27 protein-coding genes are annotated in these 23,807 nt (G+C 61.2%); 17 read left to right on the top strand and 10 right to left on the bottom strand.

Translation table 11 applies throughout. The features are described 5' to 3' along the window. Positions 1-5: 5 nt before the first annotated feature. From lptF to bfr, 6 genes are all read left to right on the top strand, one after another. Positions 6-1,088, top strand: coding sequence for an LPS export ABC transporter permease LptF (gene lptF, locus NAT49_RS06320; RefSeq protein WP_251592228.1), 1,083 nt, complete (start codon positions 6-8; stop codon positions 1,086-1,088). Then, positions 1,081-2,142, top strand: a complete 1,062-nt coding sequence (lptG, locus tag NAT49_RS06315; protein ID WP_251592226.1) for an LPS export ABC transporter permease LptG — start codon at positions 1,081-1,083, stop codon at positions 2,140-2,142. Before lptF ends, lptG begins: the two co-directional genes overlap by 8 nt. 201 nt (positions 2,143-2,343) lie before the next feature. Continuing rightward, positions 2,344-3,864: an acetaldehyde dehydrogenase ExaC gene (gene exaC / locus NAT49_RS06310; RefSeq protein ID WP_251592224.1), complete on the top strand. Its 1,521-nt coding sequence runs from the start codon at positions 2,344-2,346 to the stop codon at positions 3,862-3,864. Positions 3,865-4,006: 142 nt separating this feature from the next. Continuing rightward, complete coding sequence (gene adhP / locus NAT49_RS06305) at positions 4,007-5,032, top strand: alcohol dehydrogenase AdhP (RefSeq protein WP_285836071.1); 1,026 nt, start codon at positions 4,007-4,009, stop codon at positions 5,030-5,032. A 175-nt stretch (positions 5,033-5,207) separates the two neighbouring features. Continuing rightward, complete coding sequence (locus tag NAT49_RS06300; protein WP_251592222.1) at positions 5,208-5,408, top strand: (2Fe-2S)-binding protein; 201 nt, start codon at positions 5,208-5,210, stop codon at positions 5,406-5,408. A gap of 177 nt (positions 5,409-5,585) precedes the next feature. Beyond that, the gene (gene bfr / locus NAT49_RS06295; RefSeq protein WP_251592215.1) at positions 5,586-6,083 is read left to right on the top strand and encodes a bacterioferritin; all 498 of its coding nucleotides are present in this window, start codon (positions 5,586-5,588) and stop codon (positions 6,081-6,083) included. Positions 6,084-6,169: 86 nt separating this feature from the next. Here bfr and NAT49_RS06290 read toward each other — a convergent pair whose 3' ends face one another. The 3 genes from NAT49_RS06290 to NAT49_RS06280 are packed head-to-tail and all read right to left on the bottom strand — an operon-like array spanning position 6,170 to position 7,988. Continuing rightward, positions 6,170-6,403 (bottom strand): DUF1653 domain-containing protein, encoded by a 234-nt coding sequence (locus tag NAT49_RS06290; protein WP_251592213.1) that lies wholly within the window; start codon positions 6,401-6,403, stop codon positions 6,170-6,172. Further along, positions 6,400-7,203 (bottom strand): tRNA cyclic N6-threonylcarbamoyladenosine(37) synthase TcdA, encoded by an 804-nt coding sequence (tcdA, locus tag NAT49_RS06285; protein ID WP_251592211.1) that lies wholly within the window; start codon positions 7,201-7,203, stop codon positions 6,400-6,402. The genes NAT49_RS06290 and tcdA overlap by 4 nt, the downstream gene beginning before the upstream one ends. Before the next feature lie 35 nt (positions 7,204-7,238). Continuing rightward, positions 7,239-7,988, bottom strand: a complete 750-nt coding sequence (locus NAT49_RS06280; RefSeq protein ID WP_251592209.1) for a pseudouridine synthase — start codon at positions 7,986-7,988, stop codon at positions 7,239-7,241. 219 nt (positions 7,989-8,207) lie between these two features. On the opposite strand from NAT49_RS06280, the gene NAT49_RS06275 reads away from it, so the two are divergent. From NAT49_RS06275 to NAT49_RS06255, 5 genes are all read left to right on the top strand, one after another. After that, complete coding sequence (locus tag NAT49_RS06275; protein ID WP_251592204.1) at positions 8,208-8,930, top strand: Sir2 family NAD-dependent protein deacetylase; 723 nt, start codon at positions 8,208-8,210, stop codon at positions 8,928-8,930. Positions 8,931-8,976: 46 nt separating this feature from the next. Continuing rightward, the gene (locus NAT49_RS06270; RefSeq protein ID WP_251592202.1) at positions 8,977-9,924 is read left to right on the top strand and encodes a bile acid:sodium symporter family protein; all 948 of its coding nucleotides are present in this window, start codon (positions 8,977-8,979) and stop codon (positions 9,922-9,924) included. Next, complete coding sequence (locus NAT49_RS06265) at positions 9,921-10,640, top strand: tRNA-uridine aminocarboxypropyltransferase (protein WP_251592200.1); 720 nt, start codon at positions 9,921-9,923, stop codon at positions 10,638-10,640. Before NAT49_RS06270 ends, NAT49_RS06265 begins: the two co-directional genes overlap by 4 nt. 136 nt (positions 10,641-10,776) lie before the next feature. Then, entirely contained in the window at positions 10,777-11,412 is a 636-nt protein-coding gene (locus NAT49_RS06260) for a LysE/ArgO family amino acid transporter (protein ID WP_251592198.1), read from the top strand. Between the two features lie 24 nt (positions 11,413-11,436). After that, positions 11,437-11,724, top strand: a complete 288-nt coding sequence (locus NAT49_RS06255; protein WP_251592190.1) for a putative quinol monooxygenase — start codon at positions 11,437-11,439, stop codon at positions 11,722-11,724. Between the two features lie 72 nt (positions 11,725-11,796). Here the strand turns inward: NAT49_RS06255 and trkA are convergent, their stop codons facing one another. The 6 genes from trkA to def all read right to left on the bottom strand — a co-directional run bounded on the left by trkA (position 11,797) and on the right by def (position 16,996). Continuing rightward, positions 11,797-13,170: a Trk system potassium transporter TrkA gene (gene trkA, locus NAT49_RS06250; protein WP_251592188.1), complete on the bottom strand. Its 1,374-nt coding sequence runs from the start codon at positions 13,168-13,170 to the stop codon at positions 11,797-11,799. Positions 13,171-13,284: 114 nt separating this feature from the next. After that, positions 13,285-13,491 (bottom strand): dodecin, encoded by a 207-nt coding sequence (locus tag NAT49_RS06245; protein WP_251592187.1) that lies wholly within the window; start codon positions 13,489-13,491, stop codon positions 13,285-13,287. Next, positions 13,484-14,137 carry a bifunctional nicotinamidase/pyrazinamidase gene (gene pncA / locus NAT49_RS06240; protein ID WP_251592185.1) on the bottom strand — a complete coding sequence of 218 codons (654 nt, stop codon included), beginning with the start codon at positions 14,135-14,137 and terminating at the stop codon, positions 13,484-13,486. The genes NAT49_RS06245 and pncA overlap by 8 nt, the downstream gene beginning before the upstream one ends. A 45-nt stretch (positions 14,138-14,182) precedes the next feature. After that, complete coding sequence (rsmB, locus tag NAT49_RS06235) at positions 14,183-15,478, bottom strand: 16S rRNA (cytosine(967)-C(5))-methyltransferase RsmB (RefSeq protein WP_251592183.1); 1,296 nt, start codon at positions 15,476-15,478, stop codon at positions 14,183-14,185. Further along, a complete protein-coding gene (gene fmt / locus NAT49_RS06230; protein ID WP_251592175.1) occupies positions 15,475-16,434 on the bottom strand; it encodes a methionyl-tRNA formyltransferase in 960 nt (319 codons plus the stop codon). The genes rsmB and fmt overlap by 4 nt, the downstream gene beginning before the upstream one ends. A gap of 55 nt (positions 16,435-16,489) precedes the next feature. Then, entirely contained in the window at positions 16,490-16,996 is a 507-nt protein-coding gene (gene def / locus NAT49_RS06225; protein WP_251592173.1) for a peptide deformylase, read from the bottom strand. Between the two features lie 159 nt (positions 16,997-17,155). Between def and NAT49_RS06220 the strand changes: the two genes are divergently transcribed. The 5 genes from NAT49_RS06220 to aroE all read left to right on the top strand — a co-directional run bounded on the left by NAT49_RS06220 (position 17,156) and on the right by aroE (position 22,002). Beyond that, the gene (locus NAT49_RS06220; RefSeq protein ID WP_251592164.1) at positions 17,156-18,193 is read left to right on the top strand and encodes a hypothetical protein; all 1,038 of its coding nucleotides are present in this window, start codon (positions 17,156-17,158) and stop codon (positions 18,191-18,193) included. After that, the gene (dprA, locus tag NAT49_RS06215; RefSeq protein ID WP_251592162.1) at positions 18,190-19,347 is read left to right on the top strand and encodes a DNA-processing protein DprA; all 1,158 of its coding nucleotides are present in this window, start codon (positions 18,190-18,192) and stop codon (positions 19,345-19,347) included. Before NAT49_RS06220 ends, dprA begins: the two co-directional genes overlap by 4 nt. A gap of 63 nt (positions 19,348-19,410) precedes the next feature. After that, positions 19,411-19,968 (top strand): L-threonylcarbamoyladenylate synthase type 1 TsaC, encoded by a 558-nt coding sequence (gene tsaC, locus NAT49_RS06210; protein WP_251592148.1) that lies wholly within the window; start codon positions 19,411-19,413, stop codon positions 19,966-19,968. Between the two features lie 136 nt (positions 19,969-20,104). Continuing rightward, positions 20,105-21,031, top strand: a complete 927-nt coding sequence (hemF, locus tag NAT49_RS06205) for an oxygen-dependent coproporphyrinogen oxidase (RefSeq protein WP_251592137.1) — start codon at positions 20,105-20,107, stop codon at positions 21,029-21,031. A 134-nt stretch (positions 21,032-21,165) separates the two neighbouring features. Next, entirely contained in the window at positions 21,166-22,002 is an 837-nt protein-coding gene (gene aroE / locus NAT49_RS06200) for a shikimate dehydrogenase (RefSeq protein WP_251592136.1), read from the top strand. Between the two features lie 30 nt (positions 22,003-22,032). Here aroE and NAT49_RS06195 read toward each other — a convergent pair whose 3' ends face one another. Beyond that, positions 22,033-22,845, bottom strand: a complete 813-nt coding sequence (locus NAT49_RS06195; RefSeq protein ID WP_374708777.1) for a M48 family metallopeptidase — start codon at positions 22,843-22,845, stop codon at positions 22,033-22,035. Positions 22,846-22,937: 92 nt separating this feature from the next. On the opposite strand from NAT49_RS06195, the gene NAT49_RS06190 reads away from it, so the two are divergent. After that, positions 22,938-23,789, top strand: coding sequence for an ATP-binding protein (locus tag NAT49_RS06190; RefSeq protein ID WP_251592132.1), 852 nt, complete (start codon positions 22,938-22,940; stop codon positions 23,787-23,789). Positions 23,790-23,807 lie beyond the last annotated feature (18 nt).

Here is a 23,807-nt window from a genome sequence, read left to right as displayed (position 1 = left end):
AACGTTTGATCGTTTTCCGATATTTGATCCGGCAGATCCTGGTGACCATGTCTGCCGTGGCGGGTGTGCTGCTTCTGGTCATCATGGGCAGCCGGTTCATCCGCTATTTTACCGATGCGGCCAATGGGGATATCCCGGCACGGCTTCTGGGCTCGCTGATGCTCTTTCACATGCCGAGCTTTCTGGAGTTGGTGCTGCCGTTGGCGCTGTTTCTCGGGGTGCTCCTGGCCTATGGGCAGCTTTACCTCAACAGTGAAATGACCGTGCTGACCGCCTGTGGCGTCAGTCGCAAGCGCCTTTTGAGAGTCACGCTCTGGCCTGGCGCACTGGTTGCGATGATGGTGGCGGCGTGCTCACTGTGGCTGACGCCGATGGGCCTTGCCCAGAACGAGCGTCTGATCACCGCCCAACAGCAGCAGGCCGATTTCAGCGCCCTGACGCCGGGGCGGTTCCAGGAAATCGGGGATCGCACCATCTATACCGAGCGCGTCACTCGCAACAGCTCAAGGCTCGAGCACGTGTTCGTTGCTGAAACCCAGCAGCGCGATGGACAGGCGCCGGAGCAGATCGTCACCCGCGCCGACAGCGGCTACCAGACCAACGACCCCGATACCGGCAGCCGCTTTCTGGTGCTCTCAAACGGTGAGCGCTACGTCGTGACGCCTGGGCAGGCGGTCGGCGACCGGCTTCAGTTCGATACCTACGCCGTGCGCCAGGAGCGTACGTCCGTTACCGGCGACATCGATGACGAGGAAATGCTGTCGACGCTTGCGCTCTGGCGCGATGGCTCGGACAAGGCAATATCGGCGCTTCAGTGGCGCGTCAGTCTGGTGGTGATGGTGCCGATCCTGATTCTGATGGCCCTGCCGCTGTCCCGGGTCAACCCCCGCAGCGGGCGCTTTGCCAAGCTGGTTCCGGCGATCATCCTGCACATGAGCTATCTGAGTCTGTTGCTCGCGGCCCAGAACGCGCTGGCCAAGGGGCAACTGCCAGCCTGGATCGGCATGTGGCCGATCCACGCGCTGTATCTTGTCATCGGAATTTTCCTGTTCACGCGCGGCCGGCCGAGGAGACGTCGTCATGTTTGATCGTCTGGATCGCTATATTGCCCGGAATGTCCTGAGCGCCATGTTGGTCGTTCAGCTACTGATTCTCGGGCTCGATTTCATCATCACCTACATCAATGACCTGGGCGACGTTCGAGGCGATTACGGCGCGTTTGAGGTGCTGTTGTATCTGTTGATTCGTCTGCCGTACCGGTTTTACGAGTACGCCCCGGTGGGCGTGCTGCTCGGGGCACTTCTGGGGCTTGGCACGATGGCCTCGAGCAACGAGTTGACCATCATGCGCTCGGCCGGGCGCTCGCTGGTGCGCATCATCTGGGGGGTGATGAAGCCGCTTGGGCTGGTGATTCTGATCACCATGGCGATGGGCGAGCTGGTGGCGCCCCAGACCGAGCAGTTCGCCTCGAGCTGGCGTGACCAGCTCAGGCAGGGCTCGGGCCACGTGGTCAGTGAGGACGGTGGCTGGCAGCGTGAAGGCGACAGTTTCTACAATTTCGGCTCGATCCGAGGGGACAACACCCTGATCAACGTCAACCGCTACCAGTTCGATGGCGATCAGCTGGTGCTGGCCTCACACGCCGACCGCGCCGTCTACGACGGCGACGCCTGGCGGCTTGAGAACCTGCGCGTGACGCACTTCACGGATAACCGCACTGAAGTCAGTACCGAGGCAAGCGCTGAATGGGACACCGATCTTCGGCCCGAGCTCTTGAGGCTGATCATCAATGACAAGGAAAGCCAGTCGATCGCGGATCTGTGGCGCTATGGGCGCTACCTGAACGACCAAGGGCTCAACGCGACCACAAGCTGGCTCTATTTCTGGCAAAAAGTGCTGCAGCCCGTGGTGCTGGCAGGGCTTGTGCTGGTGGCGGCGTCATTCGTGTTTGGACCGCTTCGAACGGTGGCGGCGGGCACACGGGTGTTTTACGGCATCATCACGGGGCTGGTGTTCAAGTACATGCAGGATCTACTGGCACCGGCCTCGACGCTCTTTGGGTTCTCGCCGATCTGGGCGGTGCTTCTACCTTCGCTTTTATGTTTTGCCATCGGGTTTTTGATGCTTCGGCGAACAGGCTGATCAGGTACGGCCCCATCGTCACGTGCCATATGGGCACGCAACAAGGGCATGCAACAAGAGCACGGCGCAGGAAACGCGCCGTGCTCTTTTTTTATCCGCCGGTCCATTCGGCCAAGGTGGAGTGGCAAAGCGCGGGATTCTTCCTAAGGTGAATTCTGGAGGCGGTGTGACTGCCGGAAACGTTTGCCAAGGAGTTCCCTCATGAAGTATGCCCATCCCGGAAGCCCTGATGCGCTGGTGACCTTCAAGTCCCGTTATGACAATTTCATTGGCGGACAATGGGTTGCGCCCTCGTCCGGTGAGTACCTGGACAATGTCACCCCCGTCACCGGCAAGGTGTTCTGTGAGGTGCCGCGCTCAAACGCCGATGACATCGAAAAGGCCGTACAGGCGGCGAAAAAGGCCTTTCCCGGTTGGAGCAAGACCGCACCGGCCGAACGGTCCAACGTTCTGCTGCGCATCGCCGACCGGCTCGAGCAGAACCTGGAGCTGCTTGCCGTGGCGGAGACCTGGGACAACGGCAAATCGATTCGTGAGTGTCTGGCCGCCGACATCCCGCTGATGATCGACCACTACCGCTATTTCGCGGGCTGCATTCGCGCGCAGGAAGGCAGCATTAGTGAGATCGATGAGTATACCGTTGCGTATCACTTCCATGAGCCCTACGGCGTGGTCGGCCAGATCATTCCGTGGAATTTCCCGCTTCTGATGGCCGCCTGGAAAATCGCGCCGGCGCTGGCGGCGGGCAATACCGTTGTTTTGAAGCCGGCCGAACAGACACCGGCCTCGATCTGCGTGATGCTCGAATTGATCGAGGACCTGCTGCCGGAAGGCGTGCTCAACGTGGTGCACGGCCTTGGGGAAGAGGCGGGCGACGCGCTGTCGTCCAGTGAGGGCATCTCAAAACTTGCATTTACCGGCTCGACCCCGGTTGGCAGCATGATCATGGGCAAGGCGGCCGAGCGCATCATTCCGGTAACCCTCGAGCTTGGCGGTAAATCGCCTAACGTCTACTTCTCCGATGTGATGGATCATGGCGAAGACTTCATCAACAAGTGCGTTGAAGGCTTGATGATGACGTTTTTGAACCAGGGCGAGGTCTGCACCTGCCCATCGCGCGCGCTGATCCAGGAAGACATCTATGACGACCTGATGAATCGCGCGATCGAGCGTGCCAAGACCCTGAAGCAGGGCGACCCGCTCGATACCGAGACCGAGATGGGCGCGCAGGTGTCCAGGGAGCAGTTCGAGCGGATTCTGTCCTACATGAAGATCGGCCGGGAAGAGCAGGCCGAGTTCATCGTTGGCGGCGACAAGTCAACGCTCGAGGGCGATCTTGCCGGTGGCTTCTACGTCCAGCCGACCATGCTCAAGGGCAACAACAGCATGCGGGTATTCCAGGAGGAGATCTTCGGGCCGGTGCTGTCGATCACTACGTTCAAGGACGAAGCCGAGGCGCTCGAGATTGCCAACGACACCGAGTTCGGCCTCGGGGCGGGGGTCTGGACCACCGACATCAACCGGGCCTATCGCATGGGGCGTGCGATTCAGGCCGGGCGCGTGTGGACCAACTGCTACCACCAATACCCCGCGCACGCGGCCTTCGGTGGCTACAAGAAATCGGGCATTGGCCGCGAGACCCACAAGCAGATGCTCGATCATTACCAGCAGATCAAATGTCAGCTCATTTCCTATGACCGCAACCCGGCTGGGCTTTACTGATAGAGCGTTTTATCGCGAATGGAAAATCGATTTATCGCAGATAGGGCGCTTTGCCACATCGTTTAAGTATCAGCCAAGTCGTATAAAAGAGGGGCACTTCGGTGCCCTTTTTCAATGACGCGAGAGGTGGATCATGGCGACCATGAAGGCAGCTGTCGTAACCGAGTTCAATAAACCACTGGAGATTCGCGAAGTATCGGTGCCCGAGGTCGGCCCCGGGCAGGTACGAATGAAGGTCGAAGCCTCAGGTGTGTGTCATACCGACCTGCACGCTGCCCAGGGCGACTGGCCGGTCAAGCCCAACCCTCCCTTCATTCCGGGGCACGAGGGCGTCGGGTTCGTCGAAGCCGTAGGCGCCGGCGTCACGCATCTGAAAGAGGGCGACCGCATCGGGGTGCCCTGGCTGTATTCGGCCTGTGGCCACTGTGAGCACTGCCTGGGCGGCTGGGAAACACTGTGTGAAGCGCAGGACAATACCGGCTACAGCGTCGATGGAGGCTACGCCGATTTTGTGCTGGCCGACGCCAACTACGTCGGGCATCTGCCCAGGGGCAGTGATTTCGTCGAGATTGCGCCGATTCTCTGCGCCGGCGTCACCGTCTACAAGGGCCTCAAGGTGAGCGAGGTCAAACCGGGGCAGTGGGTGGCGATTTCAGGCATCGGTGGGCTTGGTCACGTGGCGGTGCAGTATGCGCGCGCCATGGGCATGCATGTGGCGGCCATCGATGTCGCCGATGACAAGCTCGCGCTTGCGAAACGACTGGGCGCCGCGCTCACCATCAACGCCCGCAATGAAGACCCCGGTACGGTACTCAAGCGGGAGATCGGCGGTGCCCATGGGGCGCTGGTGACGGCCGTGTCCGAGACCGCGTTCACGCAAGCCATGGCCATGGTTCGCCGCGGCGGCACCATCGCGCTCAACGGCTTGCCGCCGGGCGAGTTCTCGCTGTCGATCTTTGACATGGTGCTCAACGGCATCACGGTGCGCGGCTCGATTGTCGGTACACGCCTCGATCTTCAGGAGTCGCTCGATCTGGCGGGCGAGGGGTTGGTCAAGGCAACGGTCACCACCGACCGGCTCGAGAACATCAATGAGGTGTTCGATCGAATGAAGCAAGGGCACATTGAGGGCCGAGTTGTACTGGATATGCAGGGGCTGGATATCTAGAGGGTAACAGGGAGCTTCGGCGTCGGGCCGCGGGCGTCGCTTGCGGTTCGCGTCTTAATGTCAGACATAATTGATAGGCATTCTCAACTGAAGCGGGAGTGAAGCGAGCATAGAATCTATTTGCACGTGTCTATGCGAATTATTTACATTTGGCTTTCCACTTGGGAGGAAAGCCATGTTTGTATGTTTGTGCAAGGGCGTGAGCGACCGTCAACTTAAGCAGGCGGTAACCGACGGTGCCAATAGCTGGCGCGAAGTTCGCATCGAAACCGAGTGCGCCACCCAATGTGGAAAATGCGCCTGCATGGCCAAGGCGATCGTTGACGATGCGCTCGCTCAGAAGTTCGAAGACTTCGATCTGGCCTACGCGGTGTAAGCTGTTTTCAGCCTCACTACCCACTACGAATTGTTCGTATTTTCAGTTTTAAACCGAGGTTAAAAAAGTTTAAAAAAGTCTCGAAATTTCGGATTGGATCACTATACTGGCTGCATCGAACATCACAGGCCGCGTTCAAAGCGGTTTATGAACAATAACCAGTATGAGGAGAAGTCCATGAAGAGTGATCCCAAGGTCATCGAGCACCTGAACATCATCCTCGGCAACGAACTCGTCGCCATCAATCAGTACTTCCTGCACGCACGTATGTACCGCAACTGGGGCCTTCACGGTCTTGCCAAGTGGGAATACGAAGAGTCCATCGAAGAAATGAAGCACGCCGATCTCCTGATCGAGCGTATTCTGTTCCTGGACGGCGTTCCGAACCTGCAGGACCTTGGCAAGCTGGGCATCGGTGAAGACACCGAAGAAATGCTCAAGAGCGACCTGGCCGCCGAGTACAAGGGTCACAAGGACCTACTTGAAGCGATCAAGTACTGCACCTCGGTCGAAGACTGGGTCAGCCATGATCTGCTCAAGCAAATTCTTGCCGAGGAAGAAGAGCACATCGACATCATCGAAACCGAGCTTGAGCTGATCAAGAAAGTCGGTCTCGAGAACTACCACGCCAAGCAGATGAATGCTGCCAACGAGCGTGAAGAAGGCGGCGAGTAACTGGATCGCCTTCTGTAGAAAAAGCCGCCTTCGGGCGGCTTTTTTTATGCCAGGTGGTTTTTAGCCGAAGGTTTTCAGGGTCGGGCTTAACCGTCTGAAAACGCGCGTGTTTGCTGAAAGCGCGGCACCGGCTCGCCCTGTACGTCCACGGTCTCGATGAACATGGTCAGTGGGCGCACGAACAGGGCGTAGTCACCGTACAGGGCGCGATAAACCACCAGCTCTTCCTCGGTTTCGCTGTGTCGGGCGATGCCAAGCACTTCGTAGAGGGCGCCCTTGTAATGCTGATAGATGCCGGGAGCGGGTCGTTTGGCACTCATGAGTCGGTCTCCTGGGTGGGTGCGTTGCGGTCGAGCAGTTCAAGCGCCAGTGCGGCGGCGGCAAAGCCAAAGCTTCCGGTCACGAAGGTAGCGGCGCCGAAGCCGGCCGCGCAGTCAAGCCGGGTACTGTCACCAAGCCCTGATTTGCTGGCACATATTTCGCCCTGGCCGTCCGGGTAGCGGCGCTGCTCGTCGGAGTAGACGCAGCGCACACCGAAGCTTCGCTTGGGGTTACGGGTGAAGCCGTAGCTGCGGCGCAGTTGATAGCGCACCTTGGCCAGAAGCGGGTCATGTTCTGTGCGTGAAAGATCCGTGCGCTGCACTCGGGTGGGGTCGATCAACCCACCGGCGCCGCCGGTCACGACCAGTGGCCGCTTGCGTCGTTTGCAGTAATTGATCAGCGCACTCTTGGCCTCGACGTTGTCGATGGCGTCGATAATGACGTCGGCGTCGTCTGGCAGGCGCTTGTCAAGGTTGTCGGCGGTGATGAAGCCGTGGCAGCAGGTCACCTCGATGCCGGGATGAATAAGGCGAGCCCGTTCGGCCATGACCTCGATCTTGGGTTGGCCCACAGTGCCATCGAGGGCGTGAATCTGACGATTGATGTTTGAGGTGCAGACGTCGTCAAGGTCGATCAGGGTCAGCCGGCCAACGCCTGAGCGGGACAGCGCCTCGACGCTCCAACTGCCGACCCCGCCGATGCCGATCACCACGATGTGCCCCTGTTTGAACCGGGCGGTGGTGGTCTGGCCGTAAAGGCGTCTCACGCCGCCGAAGCGAAAGTCGTAATCCGTATCCATAGTTGCCTGAAAAAAGTGAATCGAGCCGAGTCCTGTCAGTGACGGGCGTATTGTTGCACATTGACGGCGCCAATGTGTTCCGCCCAGCCAAAGCGGGTCATCAGCCGGGCCATGTCGTCGGCAACCGGGCAGTCGATGGTGATGCGCCGGCCATCAAACGGATGGTCAAACGCCAGATGCGTGGCTGCGAGTAGAAGCCGTTGACAGCCAAGATGCTCGGCGACGTAGCGGTTGTAGATGCCCTTGCCGTGCTTGGCATCGCCGATGATGGGGTGTCCCGCGTGGCTGAGATGCCGTCGGATCTGGTGGCGTCGGCCGGTTACAGGCCGGGCTTCCATCAGGCTGAAGCGGCTGGTGTCGAAACGGTCGATCCGTGCAGGCCATTCGACACAGGCTCGGCGACGAATAAGCGTGCGGGCCGGCATGGCAGGGCATTCCTTTTTGGGGCGATGGCCGTCTTCTTCACGAAGCGCCCGGTCGATCATGGTCTCATCAGGGCCGAAGCCTCGCACGATGGCCAGATAGCGTTTTTCGACAGTGTGTGCCTCGAACTGCCTGGTAAGCGTTCGGGCGTGGTCGCTTGAGAGCGCAAACAGCATGAGCCCCGAGGTGGGTCGATCCAGTCGGTGAACGGGATAGACCCACTGACCGAGCTGGTCTCGAAGCTCCTGCAGCATAATGTCGGTCACGTGTGGATCAAGCGCGCTTCTGTGCACGAAATGGCCGGAAGGCTTATGCGTGACGACAAGTGTATCGTCGCGATAGAGCAGAGGGTGTAATTGCATCGAACGGGCAGGGTCGTGAGTGGGGTAGAGAGGCGATTTTGCCACAATTAATTAATCCAGGTTAACAAAACGGGCGAACTCCGGGGAAATGGGGTGCTCCGTCACAGGCTCATTTGCTCTGATCCCGCGCACGTTTTACTCTAGGCGCCTATTAGAGAGGCTAATGCGCTAGGGTCTCGGTAACTGTCGATTAGAAACGTTTCATGAAGTGAGCATGTCATGCCCCATGTGGTTGTTCTTACCGGTGCAGGGATCAGTGCCGAAAGCGGCATAAGTACGTTCAGAGACAGTCAGGGCCTCTGGGCGGATCACCGCATCGAAGACGTCGCGACCCCGGAAGGCTGGGAGCGTGACCCCGAGCGCGTGCTGGCTTTCTACAACGCTCGTCGCGATGAGATCAGAGCCGCCGAGCCGAACGCCGCTCATCACGCACTGGCGCGGCTTGAGGAGAGCGGAGTGCGTGTCAGCATCATCACCCAGAACATCGATAACTTTCACGAACGGGCCGGTTCCCGGGACGTGTTGCATCTGCACGGTGATATCTTCAAGGCCCGTTCCTCGGTCGACAGCAAGATGCTTTATCGTCTACGTGGCGATGAGGGCATTGAGCTTGGCGATCAGTGCGACAAGGGCTACCAGTTAAGGCCGCATGTTGTCTGGTTTGGCGAGCCGGTTCTGCTTTATGATACCGCCTGCCATATCATGGCTGATGCTGATTGGGTGCTGGTGGTTGGTACGTCGCTCAAGGTCATGCCGGCTGCGGCATTGATCGATGAAGCTTCGGACATTACCTCGAAAGTGGTGATCGACCCGAACGCCGATGCGCTCGTGAAAGGCACCGGGGCGACGCCGATCGTCGGGCCTGCTGCTACTCATGTGCCCGAGCTGGTCGATCACTGGATCGACAGCAAGAGGCTGAGTCTGCCTTCTCGGTATCAGTGACCGTCAGGTGCCCTGCGCCTGCCATTTTCGGTTCTGGACACAGATCATGTTCACACGCTTCAACCGCCTTTTTCCGGTGTGGGCCATCGGCATCGCCGTCATTGCCGCATTTGCACCCAACGTGTTTGCCGAGGGCAAGCCCGCCATTCAGCCGCTTCTGGCACTGATCATGTTCGTGATGGGCCTGACGCTTTCGAAAGCCGATTTCGTACGGGTCTTCAAGGCGCCCTGGCCGATCGCGATCGGTATCGTGCTGCAATATACGCTCATGCCGCTGGCGGCCTTTCTCATTTCAACGCTTCTCGGGCTTTCTCCGATGCTGACGATCGGGATGGTGCTGGTGGGGGCGACTTCAGGCGGCACCGCCTCGAACGTGATGACCTGGCTTGCCGGCGGCAACGTGGCGCTGTCGGTCAGCATGACGATGGTTTCGACGCTGTTGTCGATCGTGATGACGCCGCTTCTGGTATGGGCGTACATGGGCGAGAGCATTGCGGTCCCGGTCTCGGGCATGCTGTGGTCGATCGGAAAGCTCGTCGTCGTGCCGATCATTGCCGGGGTGGTGATGCATCATGTGCTGGCCCGTCACATTCAGCGCATAGAGCCGATGCTTGCAAGCATTGCAATGCTAGCCATCGTTTCGATCATTGCGATCGTCGTCGCGCTCAACGCAGGCCGGTTGGCCTCCCTTGGGCCACTGGTTGCGCTGGCTGTGGTGCTTCATAACCTCACAGGCCTTGCCGGTGGCTATGGCATCGCCCGGCTCTTCCGCCTCGATGAACGTACAGCGCGTACGCTTGCCATCGAGGTCGGGATGCAGAATTCCGGCCTTGCGGTCGCGCTTGCCAGCCAGTTCTTCTCGGCAGCGGCTGCCCTTCCCGGGGCGCTCTTTTCGGTGTGGCACAACATTTCAGGGTCGCTTCTGGCCGGGTTCTGGAAACGGCGCAGTGATGACAGGAGCGCAGGTGATGCTAAAGGCGAGCGCGCCTCATGAATGAGCCGGTCTCCTCAAGCGGCCATCCGCCCAAGCCCTTCAACGCCCGTGGCAGTTTCGTGGTGCGTTGCCCGACGTGTCGAATGCCCGAGCGCAACTGCCTGTGCCCCTATAAGGTCACAACCGAGAGTCGGGCAAGGTTCGTGCTCTTGACCCATCGGCTCGAGCACAACAAGCCAACCAATACCGGGCGCCTGATTCGCGACTGTCTGCCGGAAACGCCTGTGTTTACCTGGTCGCGCACAGAGCATGACCCTGAGCTGTTGACGCTTTTGAACGACCCGGCGTATCTGCCCCTGATCATCTTTCCTGACGACCAGCCCGACTACGCCGACCGTGTGGTGGGCCCTGATGCGGTCGAGCGTGCGCTCGAGCAGACGCGGCGGCCGCTGTTCATCCTGCTCGATGGCACCTGGCGACAGGCGCGCAAGATGTTTCGAAAGAGTCCGTACCTTCAGGATTTGAATGTGTTGCCGCTGTCGAGTACGCGTACCACGCGTTATCGCCTTAGAAAGTCGGCCTCTGACGCGCATCTGTGCACGGCCGAGGTCGGGGCAGAGCTTCTGACGCTTGCCGGTGACGCGCGTGCCGCGCAGGTGCTCGATGACTACTTCGACATCTTCAATACCTGCTACGCCGAAAGTCGGCGCCATCACACGACCGAAACCTCGACGCCTGCGATGGAGCGTCAACTGGCCCGCAAACACCAACGCTGATTGGACAGTAAACATCAGCGCTTATGTGTCGTGACGCCCCCGTTCATGCATTACCCCTGCTAATGAGGGAATAGCAGCTTTCATGGCAGCGCTGCACCTGTCGTGGTCTGCTGACGGTTTTGTCAGGAGACGCGAAATGGGGCAGGCATTCATCGAGGGGGTGGTGCTCGGCTGGGGGCTGATCGTGGCCATCGGGCCGCAAAATGCACTGGTATTGCGTCAGGGGCTTGCCGGGGTGCACGTAAGGACAGCGGTCGTGTTCTGTGCGGCTACGGATGTGGGCCTGATTGCAATCGGAAGCCTTGGTCTTGGTTACTGGCTTTCCGGCATGACGAGAACGCTCTGGACCATCAAGGCGCTCGGGGCGGTGCTTTTAGTGCTCTACGCACTTCATGCGTTGAGACGCGCGTTTGCCCCCGGCGCACTCATGGCCGCCCCCGCCTCGATTAAAGACCGGCGAGCGCTCTTGCTGACACTTGCCGGCGTGACCTTCTTGAACCCGCATGTCTATCTGGATACCTGGGTGCTTCTGGCAGGGCTTGCCAGTCGCTATCCGGAATCAACGCGTCTTATGTTCGTCGGTGGTACGATGCTTGCGTCGGTAAGCTGGTTTTGCCTACTCGGGTTCACAGCCCGCCTGAGCGCAGGTGTTCTCGCCCGTCCTCGGGCCTGGCAGATGATCGATCTTGCCATTGCGCTGATCCTTGCAGGGATCGGTCTGCAATTAGGGCATGAAGTGATCGATGAAAGTGTTCTACTATGGAACCGATAAGGCGCTGTTTTCAGGGAGGTGGGTATGAGTGTCATGGTGATTGCCACCATCGAGGCCGAAGAGCCTCACGAAAAGACGGTCGAAAAGGCGCTCAGAGATGTAGTGACGCCTTCCCGTGATGATGATGGGTGCGAAATGTACGTTCTGACCCGGGATGAGGACAATACGTCCCTGTTTCTCATGGTCGAACGGTGGCGGGATGGTGCTGCACTTAAAGCCCATGAAAACACCACCCACTACAAGGCACTGATGAATGCCGTCAAAGGCAAACTGGTCAGTATCGACATTCAAAAGCTCGACGTGCGCATGTAATCGCCCGTCTCGATGCCAGCGGAGTACAGGTCTCCGCTGGAGTTCTTTCAAGGCGCTGTTCTATTCACGTTGCTAGAAAAACGTAAGTCCCACCTGAAACAGACGTTCGACTTCCTTCATGCGCCGCTTGTCCACCACGAACAGAATCACGTGGTCATTGGACTCTACCACCAGGTCGTGATGAGCCACCAATACGCTCTTGCCACGCACGACCGCGCCGATGGTTACCCCTTCGGGCAATTCGATATTTTCCACCGCCTTGCCGACGACTTTCGATGAGCGCTCGTCACCGTGCGCGATGGCCTCGATGGCCTCGGCCGCGCCGCGTCTGAGCGAATGGACGTTAACGATGTCGCCGCGACGCACATGTGTCAGCAGGCTGCCGATGGTGGTCTGCTCCGGTGAGATCGCGATGTCGATTTCACCGCCCTGAACCAGATCGACGTAGGCGGCGTTGTTGATCAGAGTCAGTACCTTCTTGGCCCCGAGCCGCTTGGCGAGCATCGACGACATGATGTTGACTTCATCGTCGTTGGTCAGCGCGCAGAAGATGTCGCAGTCCTCGATGTTTTCCTCGACCATCAGCTGCTTGCTGGTCGCACTGCCGTGAAGAACCACGGTGCGGTCGAGCGCCTCGGAAAGCGCGGTACAGCGCGACAGATTCTGCTCGATGATCTTGACCTGATAGTTGTGCTCGAGCGTTTCCGCGAGCCGCTCGCCGATGTGCCCGCCGCCGGCGATGATGACTCGGCGAAACTGACGTTCGAGCTTTCGAAGCTCCCCCATGACCGCGCGGATGTCCTTGCGCGCCGCGATGAAGAACACCTCATCGTCGGCCTCGATCACTGTATCCCCTCTGGGAATGATCGGCCGATTGCGCCGGTAGATCGCGGCCACGCGGGTATCGACGTTTGGCATGTGCCGTCTTAGAAAGCGAAGCTCCTGCCCGACCAGCGGTCCGCCATAGAACGCCTTGACCGCAACCAGCTGCGCCAGGCCATTGGCGAAGTCCAGCACCTGAAGCGCGCCCGGATACTCGATCAGCCGCCGGATGTGGTTGGTCACCACCTGCTCGGGGCTTATGAGCACATCGATCGGGATGGCATCGTTCGAAAAGAGGCCCTTTCGGGTCAGGTACGCGGTCGAGCGTACGCGCGCGATCTTGGTCGGCGTTCGAAAGAGGCTATGGGCGACCTGACAGGCGATCATGTTGACTTCATCGGAATTGGTCACCGCGATCAACATGTCGGCGTCCTCGCAGCCGGCCTGACGCAGGATCAGCGGATATGAGCACGGGCCGAGAATGGTTCGGATATCAAGCCGATTGTGAAGATCGCGCAACCGATCGTTGTCGGTATCGATGACGGTGATGTCGTTGTCTTCGTGGGCTAGATGCTCGGCAAGCGTGCCGCCGACCTGGCCGGCGCCGAGGATAATGATTTTCATGGTGCGACGTGTCCCCTGAACGAGGGCTCATGGTAACGGGGCGGGGCGGGGCGAGCAACGAGGCGGGTGGTCGGTGAACCATCGGGGCGCTTGAGCGCCCCGATGGGAGGTGGCTTACTCGAGCGTGAAGCCAACCTTGATCGAGACCTGCCAGTGGCCGACCTTGTTGTCGACGATGTGGCCACGCGTGGACGTGACTTCGAACCACTGCATGTTTTCGATGGTGCTGCTCGCTTTTTCAAGCGCGCGTTCGACCGCGTCTTCGATGCTTGTCTTGGACGAGCCGGTCAATTCAACGGATTTATAAACATTGTCACTCATGTGCGCTCCTTGCGTGGGTAGGGTCTTCCTCGATGAGGGTGATGCCAAGTGCCTCGAGGCGAGTACGAGTCGCCCCATCGGTCTCCGGCGTCACCGGTCGTGTTAATGACCATAGCACATGTGTTTCAAATCCCAAGTTCTGGCTGTCTTCCGCGCTCCAGAGCACGCACACGTCGCGCGCAAGCCCACACAAATAGACGTGGGTGATGCCAGCATCCGAAAGCCAGCCGGCAAGCCCGGTCGGTGTGCGCGTACCATCCGGGCCGATGTTGTTTTGAAAGGCGCTGTAGGAATCGATGGCCGGATGCGTGCCCTTTCGAAGGATCAGGTCGATTCGGTCGGTCTCAAGCGCCGGGGCGAGCGCGGCGCCACGGCTGCCCTGGACGCAGTGGTCCGGCCACAGCGTATGGGGCACGCCGTGAAGAGACGCGGTGTCAAATGGCGCCGCCCCCGAGTGCTGGCTTGCGAAGGAGGCGTGGCCTGCCGGATGCCAGTCCTGAGTGGCGACCACACGCTCGAAGCAGCGCGCCTCAAGCAGGCGATTGATGCCGGGCACGATGGTGTCGCCCTCATGGCAGGCCAGGGGGCCACCCGGCATGAAGTCAGGCTGAACGTCTACCACGATCAACGCGCTTCGTTTACTCATCACATCGCACCTCCTGTCGCGACCCCGACTCTCGATCGACGCGGTTTAGGCCGCCGGCTTCGAGATCAGGGCGTAGAAAAAGCCGTCGTGGCCGTGCTCGGTCGGCAGTAGCTGCCGGCCATTGTCGGTGGCAAGGCCAAGCTCGAGCGGCAGCGGCAGACTGACCGCCTCGGGGGTTCGGCTCAGGAATTTTTCGATCTGGGCCTGATTCTCCTTCGGGATCACCGAGCAGGTGGCGTACAGCAGCACGCCACCCGGGGCAAGCAGGGTCCAGAGACTGTCCAGAAGCGCGGCCTGAGTGACGGCAAGCGTGTCCAGATCCTCGGGCGTGCGAAGCCACTTGATGTCGGGGTGACGGCGAATGACGCCGGTGCCCGAGCACGGCGCGTCGCAGAGAATCGCCTGAAACGGTGTGCCGTCCCACCAGTCGGTACCGGTGCCATCGCCGTGTCTCAGCGTGGCGTCGAGCCCAAGGCGTGAAAGGGTCGCGTCCACACGGCCAAGCCGCGTTGAGTCACTGTCGAGCGCGGTAAGCTCAAGTGTCGAAAAGCGCTCGAGCAGATGCGCGGCCTTGCCGCCCGGCGCGCTGCACGCATCGAGCACGCGCGCGTTATCAGTAAGGTAGGGCGCGAGCAATGGGGCGGCGAGCTGGGCGGCCGTGTCCTGCACGCTGACGTCGCCCTCTACGAAGCCTGGCAGTTGCTCGACGTCGCACGGCGTCTCGAGCGTCAGCCCCATCTCGGTGCCGGCCACGGGCGTTGCGCTCATGCCGGCGGCTTCCAGTCGCGCCAGATACGCGTCGCGGCTCTGGCGGCGGCCATTGACTCGAAGCGTCATCGGCCCCGGGATGTTGTTGCCGGCAAGAATCGATGACCACTGCTCGGGCCAGGCGTGCTTGATGGCGTCGATCATCCAGCGCGGATGACGAAGCGCGGCTTCAGGCAGCGTATCGACCTTGGCCTGAAGCTCGACCCGCTCGCGCTCGGCGCGTCTCAGACAGCCGTTGAGCACGCGCGTCGCCCAGGGTTTCTTGAGGGTCTTGGCCGCACCCGCGGTTTCACCCACGGCGGCGTGGGCCGGCACGCGCATGTGGTAGAGCTGATAAAGCCCCAGCAGCAAGAGGGCCTGAATGTCCTGATCCTTTCGCTTGAAGGGCTGTCTCAGGAGCTCTTCTGCGAGCGCGTTCAGGCGCGGGAGCTCTCGGCAGACCCCAAAGCAGAGCGCCTTGTAAAAGCCATGATCGCGCGGCGGAAGGTTCTCCGGCGCCATGGTGGAGAGAGACCCCTGGTGGGTCAGTACCCGGGCCAGGGTGGTGGCCGCGAGGGCGCGTGCTTGGCTCATGAACAACGGCCTGTCAGTTGGGTGCCGGGGGCGAACAATGCCCCTTTGCTGTGAGTGAGCGCCTCGACCAGCAGCGGTTTACCGCCGGGAAGCTGCGCTTCGAGAATATCCAGTGCGCCATCGCCACAGGCGATGCGCAGGGTGCCCCTGGGGCCGTCGAGCACGGTGCCGGGCGCCTCGTTGCCGTCATGGGCAATGGCGCGCGCGCGCCACAGGCGAAGTTTCTGGTCGCCAAGGCTTGTCCAGGCCACGGGCCACGGGTTGAACGCCTGAATACGGCGGGCAAGTTCCGTGGCCGGCCGCGAGAAGTCGAGCTCGGCTTCGGCCTTGGTCAGCTTGTGCGCGTAGGTTACGCCGGTCTCGGGCTGAGGCGTGGCGGTCACCGTGGAGGACGCGAGCGCGTCGAGGGTGTCGACCAGCGCGACCGCGCCCTGTGCGGCAAGCGTTGCATGCAGTGCGCCACCGGTGACGTCGATGTCGATCTGGGCGTTCGTTTTTGCAAGCATGTCGCCGGTGTCGAGGCCTGCATCCATCTGCATGATGGTGACGCCCGTCTCGGCGTCTCCCGCCTCGATCGCCCGCTGGATTGGTGCCGCCCCACGCCAGCGCGGCAAGAGCGAGGCGTGCACGTTGATGGCGCCAAGGCGCGGGATGTCGAGCACGGCCTGTGGCAGCAGCAAGCCGTAGGCGACCACGACCAGCACGTCAGGGGCGAGGGCGCGAAGCGTCTCCTGGTCTTCCGTGTTTTTGAGCGAGACCGGCTGGTAGACCTCGATCTCCTGCTCCTGCGCGATCGTCTTGACTGGGCTTTGGGTCATCCGCCGACCTCGGCCTGACGGACGGTCGGGCTGCGTCCAGACGCCGACGACCTCGTGGCGCGAGGACAGCAGGGCTTTAAGACTTTCAGCGGCAAATTCGGGAGTGCCTGCAAAGGCAACGCGAAGGGTGTCAGGCATGACAGTTCCTGTAAGGCGTCGGCGCCGCGGATCAACGCGGCGCGCAGTAGGGAATTCAGCTCATCTGCTTATGGCGTTTCTGCATCTTCTTTTTGATGCGCTCGCGCTTGAGCGAGGAGAGGTAATCCACGAACAGCACGCCTTCCAGATGATCCAGTTCGTGCTGAATGCAGTGGGCCAGCAGGCCGTCGGCGTCCAGTTCATACGGCGTGCCGTGACGGTCAAGCGCGCGCAGATGCACCTGAAGATAACGCGGAACCTCGACGTAGGAGTCCGGAATGGAGAGGCAGCCTTCCTGCAGCGGTGCCATCTCATCGCCGATCGGGGTGTACTCGGGGTTGATGAGTACCCGCGGGTCGGACTTGTCTTCACTGACGTCCATGACGACAAGACGCCGGTGCTGGTCGACCTGAGTGGCGGCAAGCCCGATGCCGGGCGCGTCGTACATGGTTTCAAGCATGTTGTCGATCAACGTCTGCAGCTCGTCATCGAAGGATTCGACGGGCGCGGCCTTGGTGCGAAGGCGGGGATCGGGGTATTCAAGAATCTCTAATAAGGCCATGGGTCGGTCCCGGTTGGTCATTAACGCTTCAAGGCGGCATTGACCCCGCCGTAAATGAAGAAAAGCAGGGGCAGGCGCCTTGAAGGGGTGCAATGCGCCTATTGTAGTGTGGGCGCGCGCGTAACGGAACCGGCGCCAGAGCGCAGGGGATTGAACTTGATGAGCGTATTACCGAAGCGGTCACACCGGCAGGCGTGGGTCAGGGCAGTCGGGTTGGGTGGCTTTCTTGTCGCCCACGGGGCGTGGGCAGTCACGTTGATGCCGCATGCGCCAAGCCACTGGGTTGTGCCGGAGGGGGCGTCGTCGCGCTCGATCGTCGAGCGCTACGTAAGCGATGCGAGTCAGTGGCCCGAGCTCTGGGCCAAAAACAAAGACGTGGCCGCGCCGCCGACCCTACACGCAGGGGATACGCTGAGGCTGGTCACCCGAGAGGCAACGCCGACCCTACTGCTCGAGCGGGGCAGCCGAGTTGCAAGGCTTTCCCCATCGGTGCGTGTGGCTACAGCCGGGTCGACCGCTCTGATCGATGCGCATGAGCCCTTCGGTGGCGCATCGCGTTATCGCTTCGTAACCAAGGCCGGACTGGGCGCGTTTTCCGCACTGACCGGCCAGCAGGGCGAGCATCTGGTGCTTGGCAAGGGCGCTATCGTATTCAGCGACGGGCAGGCGGCCATGGGGGCGCGGCTCGGCCTCTACCGCGAGGTGGCAGGGGCTTCGGTACTGCCTGATGGCGTGCGGCTATTGAAGCGGGTCGGGGAGGCGCGCGTGCTCGAGCGTGCCCAGGGTGTGACGCGGCTCGAGATTGTCTCTGCCGGTGAGCCAATCGACATGGCGACCCGTCTTGGGCCGCTTGATGCGCCCACCGAACCGGATTTTCTCGAGCATGCAGCCCTTGGGGGGCCGGGCGGTATCGATGCGCGCATTCAATGGCTTGAAGGCGGGGCAATCTATACCGGGGCCGGGAGTCTGGTGCTTTTGAATCGCGGCTACCGCGACGGGCTTGACGTGGGGCAACGGCTTCGGTTGTCGCCGGTGGATCATGCCAGGCAGCCGGTCAGTGACGTGGGAAGGCTATCGCAGTCGGGCGGGCACTTGAGTGTTGTTGCGATGAGCGCCTCGGCAAGCCTTGCGCGCATTCACCAAAGCGCGCGACCGGTGGCAGTCGGCGACACGGTCGTTAGTGAGCCGAGCCTATGACAGCGCCGCTTTTTTCAACGGGCCTTTTTCCCACGGGCCTTGTCTCCAAAGACCATGAGCCTTTCGAGCCGGTCACGCCCGAGGCGTGGGTTGCCTTGTCGCTGCTTCCGGGGGTGGGGCCTCGCACTGTCAAGGCACTTCGTGAGCAGGCCCTTGCCTGGCCCGAGGCCTGGCTTTCCGCGCTTTCACCCAAGGCGCGCGTACCGTTACAGGCCTATCTGTGTGACCCTCTTGAAAGTCCGCTTGGCCTGCGCGTATCGGCGTATCTTCGCTGGTGCGACGGTGAGGCCCGCTCGGTAGTGACGCCCTCGTGTGCGGCGTGGCCGAGCGTACTCGATGAGCTGCCTGACCCACCCATCGTCTTGTGGGCGCATGGCGCCTACTCAGCGCTTACGTTGCCCGGCTTTGCCATGGTCGGTACGCGCAAGCCGACCTCGGAAGGGGCGTTCAACGCGCGCCGGTTTTCACAGGCATTAGCGCAGCAGGGCCTTGCCGTGATCAGTGGTCTGGCGCTGGGTGTGGACGGTCTTTGTCATCAGGCCGCACTCGAGGCCGGTGCGCCGACGGTCGCCGTGCTTGGTTGTGGGATCGATGTGGTGTATCCGCGCCAGCATCAGCGCCTTCGTGAGCGCATCGTCGCCGAAGGGGGGCTGCTGCTCAGTGAGCATCCGCCCGGCGTTCAGGCCAGGCCCCAGTTCTTTCCCCGGCGTAACCGTCTGATTACGGGGCTTGCACTTGGCGTGCTGGTGGTCGAGGCGACGTTGAAAAGTGGGTCGCTGGTCAGTGCTCGGCTGGCGCTCGAGCAGAATCGAGAAGTGTTTGCACTGCCAGGAAGCCTTTCGAATCCTCAGGCGCGCGGGTGTCTGCACCTTATTCAGCAGCAGGGCGCCAAACTCGTGATCGACGTTGACGACATCCTTGGCGAGTTGCTGTTGCCGGTATCTGCGCCGTGCCCGGCTCAGTCGATGGATTCAGGCCCGGCGGATGCGCCTTTGACCGGGCTTGCCGCCTACCTCGGCGCTGAGCCGGTCGCAATAGATGTGCTGGTCGAGCGCGCGGGAAAATCCATCGCCGAATGCGCCTCGGAACTCATGATGCTGGAACTTGAAGGCGTCGTGCAGCAGGTCGCCGGCGGCTGGGTGCGCTGTCGATAAGGACGACGTATCATGGCCGCCACTTTCGCGTGGATGGCATGAACGTTCAGGAGCAGTTCTTCGATGGTTGAAACGGTCTCTCTCGATCAGGCGGCGGCCTGGCTTCACACCGGCAGGGTATTGGCGTACCCGACCGAGGCGGTCTGGGGGGTTGGGTGCGACCCCGATGATGCCAGGGCGCTTGAGGCGCTTTTAGCGCTTAAACAGCGTGACCCGGCCAAGGGCGTTATTCTGATCGCGGCGTCGATTGAGCAGTGCGCGCCTTATCTTGACGGTCTAACGTCGTCGCAGCGTGAGACGCTTGCAGCCCACTGGCCGGGGCCGACCACCTTTTTAGTGCCGGATAATGGCCGGGCCCATCCGCTGGTGCGCGGGGCGCACTCAAGCATCGCGCTTCGAGTGACCGACCACCCGCTGGTGATCGAGCTGTGCACCGCCTTTGGCGGCCCGCTGGTGTCGACGTCTGCCAATCAGGCAGGCGCGCCGCCGTGCATGAGCGCAGAGGATATTCTCGCGCATTTCCCCAGTGCCCATGATCTGGCGGTACTGGATGGCGCGCTCGGCGGGCGAGCCGCACCCAGCCGAATCGTCGATCTCGACAGTGGGCGCGTTCTGCGTTGAGCCTGCGGCAATCTGTGCCGGGTGCTCGAGCACGCAGGGGTGTCGCTTATCGGCGCGATCACCGACAATACGCGCGTGATGCGATCCTCAAGCGATCGATATATTCAATGACCGGCCATCTTTAAGGGGTTGCCCCATGTCCCATGCCTATCTCGACACCGTGAAATCCTTCCTGCTCGATTTCCAGGACCGACTCTGTGACGCCCTGGCCGAAGAAGACGGTGATGCCGAGTTCAAGGAGGATGCCTGGACGCGCGCAACAGGCGGCGGCGGGCGTACGCGAGTGCTTGAAAACGGGGCGCTGTTTGAAAAGGGCGGGGTCAATTTCTCTCACGTCTATGGGGAAGAGCTTCCGGCGTCAGCGACCGCGGCGCGGCCCGAGCTTGCCGGCCGCAGCTTTCACGCCACCGGCGTATCGTGGGTGCTTCATCCGCATAACCCGTTCGTGCCGACAACGCACGGCAACATCCGCTTTTTCATCGCTGAAAAAGAGGGCGAAGACCCGGTGTGGTGGTTTGGCGGCGGCATCGATCTGACGCCGTATTACCCGGTCTATGACGACGTTATTCATTGGCACAAGACCTGCAAGGCGGCCTGCGACCCGTTCGGCCTCGATGTCTATCCGCGCTACAAAGCGTGGTGCGACGAGTATTTCTATCTGAAGCACCGCGATGAAACCCGGGGTGTAGGCGGGCTGTTCTTCGACGATCTGAACGAGTGGGATTTCGACACCTGCTTTGCCTTTCAAAAAAGTGTGGGCAACCACTTCGCCGAGGCGTTTCTGCCGATCGCATCGGCGCGCAAGAACACACCCTACGGGCCGAGAGAACGCGCGTTTCAGGCCTATCGTCGCGGGCGCTACGTCGAGTTCAATCTGGTGTATGACCGCGGCACGTTGTTCGGGCTTCAAAGCGGGGGGCGTACCGAGTCGATTCTGATGTCGATGCCGCCGGTGGCGGAGTGGCGCTATCAGTGGACGCCGGAAGAGGCCTCCATCGAAGAGACGCTCTACCACGATTACCTCCATGCCCGTGACTGGCTGGGTGAGGCGGACACCGAGTGAGCGATGGCTGCCTGTGCGTCGGTTCCTTGAGGCCGTGACCAAAAAAACGCCGGCGCTCGAGCCGGCGTTTTTTTGGTCGAAACGAGGTCATGCTAGAGTGCCTGGGTGTTCAACCTACAGCGATGCCCCACGTCATGAGCGATCTTTACTGCGTATTTGGCCACCCCATCAGCCACTCCCGATCTCCGGCGCTGCACGCGGCGTTTGCTGCGCAAACCGATCAGGCGCTTCATTACGAGGCGCGTGACCCGGACGAGGCGTTCGAAAGCGCCTGGCACGCCTTTGTCGAGGAAGGCGGCCTTGGGGCCAACGTCACCGTGCCGTTCAAGGAGCGGGCCTACCGTCTGGCCGACCGACTGACCGAGCGTGCGAGCCGCGCAGGCGCGGTCAATACCTTGATGGTGAACGCACAGGGGCAGGCACTTGGTGATACGACCGATGGCGTGGGCCTGTTGCGCGATCTTGTGCGTCTGCAGGCACGGCTTGAGGGTGGCCGCATTCTGGTGTTGGGTGCCGGTGGCGCTGTGCGGGGGGTACTGGAACCCTTGCTCGAGACGGCGCCGGCAACCGTCATGGTGGCCAATCGAACAGCGTCGAAAGCGAGTGCGCTTGCTGAGGCGTTTAAAGACCTTGGGCCGGTCGAGGGGGGGCATTTCGACGATGCAACCGGCCACTTCGATGTCATCATCAACGGCACCAGCGCAAGCCTTGGCAATGAGTTGCCGGCGCTTCCCAACGTAACGCTTGATGAGACAACCCTTGCCTACGACATGATGTACGCCGCGCGCCCGACGGTGTTCATGACGTGGGCCGAGGCATTGGGCGCTCGTACCTCTGATGGGCTGGGCATGCTGGTGGAGCAGGCCGCGGCGTCATTTGAACTCTGGCGCGGCGCGGTGCCGGAAACCGAGCCGGTTCGCCGCGCGGTACGCCAGGCCTTGACCGCGACCCTGCTTGATGAGGCGCCCTGACGCCATGATGTCGGCGTCGGGGCAGTCACACTATGGTTTCAGGCGGTTGCAGTTGGGTGTGCGTCCGGCCGACTTGGCACTGGTGTAGAGCGCCCCGGCCTCGCTCATGCGGCCTTGAAGGTCGCCAATGCGGCGGTCGTTGCCCGGGTGGGTCGACATCCATTCGGGCGGTTGGCCGCCGCCGGCGGCTTTCATGTTGTTCCAGAGCGCAACGCTTGCCTCAGGGTCAAAGCCTGCCTTGGCCATCAAATCCAGCCCAAGCAGATCCGCCTCCGATTCCTGCTTGCGTGAAAAGGGCAGCAGTACGCCATACTGAGCGCCCGCGCCCAGAAGCGTTGCAAGCTGTTCGCCGCCGCCGGCGACGGCGCTGACCACGCTGAGTCCGGACTGGGTCACAGCCTGGGTCGAGACGCGCTCGTTGGCGTGGTGCGCGAGAACGTGGGAGACTTCGTGACCGATCACGGCCGCGAGCTGGTCCTGATTCTTGGCCACATCCAAAAGACCGCTGTAGACGCCGATGTAGCCGCCCGGCAGAGCGAACGCATTGGCCTGATCACTTTTGAACACAGCCAGATTCCACTGTTTCGGGGCGCCTTCCTGCGTGACCTGATCGGTGATGGCGTCTGCGACGCATTGAACGTACTGGCGCGTCTTGCCCTGGACTTCCGGCAGTTTCTGCTGGTAGGTGGCAAAGCTTTTCTGCCCCATCTGCCCCAGCTCGTCGTCTGAATAGAGCGAGAGCTGAGAGCGGCCGAGAGGCGAGGTCGAACAGCCGCTCAGCACTGCGCCGAGCAGACCTAGAATAAGTGGGGTCTTCCATGAACGTCTTGCCATGCGGGTCATGCGCTCCTTTTGGCGGTCAAGTTCCCTTGGTTCGATGCCACCTTACAGCGCTCTGGCGTTAAGTTAAATGTGTAAAAGGATAAGGATCTGTCATGAACGAGGCACTGAGTACGCGCTTGATTCATTTACTGGATCGACTCGAGCCGTTTCTTCCGCCACAGCGCGACCCGATCGACTGGGCGCGGGATACGGCGGCGCTGTGGCAGCGCCACCCCCTGGGCGGTCAGCTGATCGCGGTCGAGCCTCGCGACAGCCTGAAACTGTCGGAGCTGGTGGGTATCGAGCGCCAGCGCGACGCCCTGGTGAGTAATACGCGCGCGTTTCTGGCCGGTCGGCCGGCCAATCATGCGTTGTTGTGGGGGGCACGCGGCTGCGGCAAGTCGTCTCTGGTGCGTGCACTCATCAATGAGCTTGGCGTTGAAGGGCTTCGATTGATCCAGATCGACCGGCTCGACCTGATCAGCCTGCCGACCCTTGTGAATGAGCTTCGCGATCAGCCTTATCGGTTCGTGGTCTACTGCGATGATCTCTCGTTTGAGGGCGGTGACGATGCCTACAAGGCACTCAAGAGCGTGCTCGATGGCACGCTGACCGGCCCACCCGAGAACGTGGTGCTCTACGCCACCTCCAATCGACGGCACCTGCTGCCTGAATCCAGCCGAGACAATGAACAGAGTCGCGTCGTCGGGCAGGAGCTTCATCATGGCGACGCCGTTGAGGAAAAGATCTCGCTGTCGGACCGATTCGGTCTATGGCTGAGCTTTTACCCATTCGATCAGGCGACGTATCTCTCGGCCTGCGCGCATTGGCTTGATGCGCTGGGCGGTACCTGGGACGAGTCTGCCCGTGAGGCCGCGGTTCGGTTCGCAACTGCCCGCGGCGTTCGAAGCGGGCGCGCCGCGTGGCAGTTCGCGGCGCAGTGGGCCGGCAGCCAGTCTGAATAAGTCATACAGCGCATCAGA

The organism is Larsenimonas suaedae, from assembly GCF_023712105.1.
Classification (GTDB): domain Bacteria; phylum Pseudomonadota; class Gammaproteobacteria; order Pseudomonadales; family Halomonadaceae; genus Larsenimonas; species Larsenimonas suaedae.
The sequence above is the reverse complement of the archived record's forward strand: the minus strand, read 5'-3'. Positions and strand labels throughout refer to the sequence as shown.

Bases quoted from the DNA above. Each gene is read 5' to 3' on its own strand.
- lptG (WP_251592226.1), top strand. From the start codon at position 1,081: ATGTTTGATCGTCTGGATCGCTATATTGCCCGGAATGTCCTGAGCGCC.
- exaC (WP_251592224.1), top strand. From the start codon at position 2,344: ATGAAGTATGCCCATCCCGGAAGCCCTGATGCGCTGGTGACCTTCAAG.
- adhP (WP_285836071.1), top strand. From the start codon at position 4,007: ATGAAGGCAGCTGTCGTAACCGAGTTCAATAAACCACTGGAGATTCGC.
- NAT49_RS06300 (WP_251592222.1), top strand. From the start codon at position 5,208: ATGTTTGTATGTTTGTGCAAGGGCGTGAGCGACCGTCAACTTAAGCAG.
- bfr (WP_251592215.1), top strand. From the start codon at position 5,586: ATGAAGAGTGATCCCAAGGTCATCGAGCACCTGAACATCATCCTCGGC.
- NAT49_RS06290 (WP_251592213.1), bottom strand. From the start codon at position 6,403: ATGAGTGCCAAACGACCCGCTCCCGGCATCTATCAGCATTACAAGGGC.
- tcdA (WP_251592211.1), bottom strand. From the start codon at position 7,203: ATGGATACGGATTACGACTTTCGCTTCGGCGGCGTGAGACGCCTTTAC.
- NAT49_RS06280 (WP_251592209.1), bottom strand. From the start codon at position 7,988: ATGCAATTACACCCTCTGCTCTATCGCGACGATACACTTGTCGTCACG.
- NAT49_RS06275 (WP_251592204.1), top strand. From the start codon at position 8,208: ATGCCCCATGTGGTTGTTCTTACCGGTGCAGGGATCAGTGCCGAAAGC.
- NAT49_RS06270 (WP_251592202.1), top strand. From the start codon at position 8,977: ATGTTCACACGCTTCAACCGCCTTTTTCCGGTGTGGGCCATCGGCATC.
- NAT49_RS06265 (WP_251592200.1), top strand. From the start codon at position 9,921: ATGAATGAGCCGGTCTCCTCAAGCGGCCATCCGCCCAAGCCCTTCAAC.
- NAT49_RS06260 (WP_251592198.1), top strand. From the start codon at position 10,777: ATGGGGCAGGCATTCATCGAGGGGGTGGTGCTCGGCTGGGGGCTGATC.
- NAT49_RS06255 (WP_251592190.1), top strand. From the start codon at position 11,437: ATGAGTGTCATGGTGATTGCCACCATCGAGGCCGAAGAGCCTCACGAA.
- trkA (WP_251592188.1), bottom strand. From the start codon at position 13,170: ATGAAAATCATTATCCTCGGCGCCGGCCAGGTCGGCGGCACGCTTGCC.
- NAT49_RS06245 (WP_251592187.1), bottom strand. From the start codon at position 13,491: ATGAGTGACAATGTTTATAAATCCGTTGAATTGACCGGCTCGTCCAAG.
- pncA (WP_251592185.1), bottom strand. From the start codon at position 14,137: ATGAGTAAACGAAGCGCGTTGATCGTGGTAGACGTTCAGCCTGACTTC.
- rsmB (WP_251592183.1), bottom strand. From the start codon at position 15,478: ATGAGCCAAGCACGCGCCCTCGCGGCCACCACCCTGGCCCGGGTACTG.
- fmt (WP_251592175.1), bottom strand. From the start codon at position 16,434: ATGCCTGACACCCTTCGCGTTGCCTTTGCAGGCACTCCCGAATTTGCC.
- def (WP_251592173.1), bottom strand. From the start codon at position 16,996: ATGGCCTTATTAGAGATTCTTGAATACCCCGATCCCCGCCTTCGCACC.
- NAT49_RS06220 (WP_251592164.1), top strand. From the start codon at position 17,156: ATGAGCGTATTACCGAAGCGGTCACACCGGCAGGCGTGGGTCAGGGCA.
- dprA (WP_251592162.1), top strand. From the start codon at position 18,190: ATGACAGCGCCGCTTTTTTCAACGGGCCTTTTTCCCACGGGCCTTGTC.
- tsaC (WP_251592148.1), top strand. From the start codon at position 19,411: ATGGTTGAAACGGTCTCTCTCGATCAGGCGGCGGCCTGGCTTCACACC.
- hemF (WP_251592137.1), top strand. From the start codon at position 20,105: ATGTCCCATGCCTATCTCGACACCGTGAAATCCTTCCTGCTCGATTTC.
- aroE (WP_251592136.1), top strand. From the start codon at position 21,166: ATGAGCGATCTTTACTGCGTATTTGGCCACCCCATCAGCCACTCCCGA.
- NAT49_RS06195 (WP_374708777.1), bottom strand. From the start codon at position 22,845: ATGACCCGCATGGCAAGACGTTCATGGAAGACCCCACTTATTCTAGGT.
- NAT49_RS06190 (WP_251592132.1), top strand. From the start codon at position 22,938: ATGAACGAGGCACTGAGTACGCGCTTGATTCATTTACTGGATCGACTC.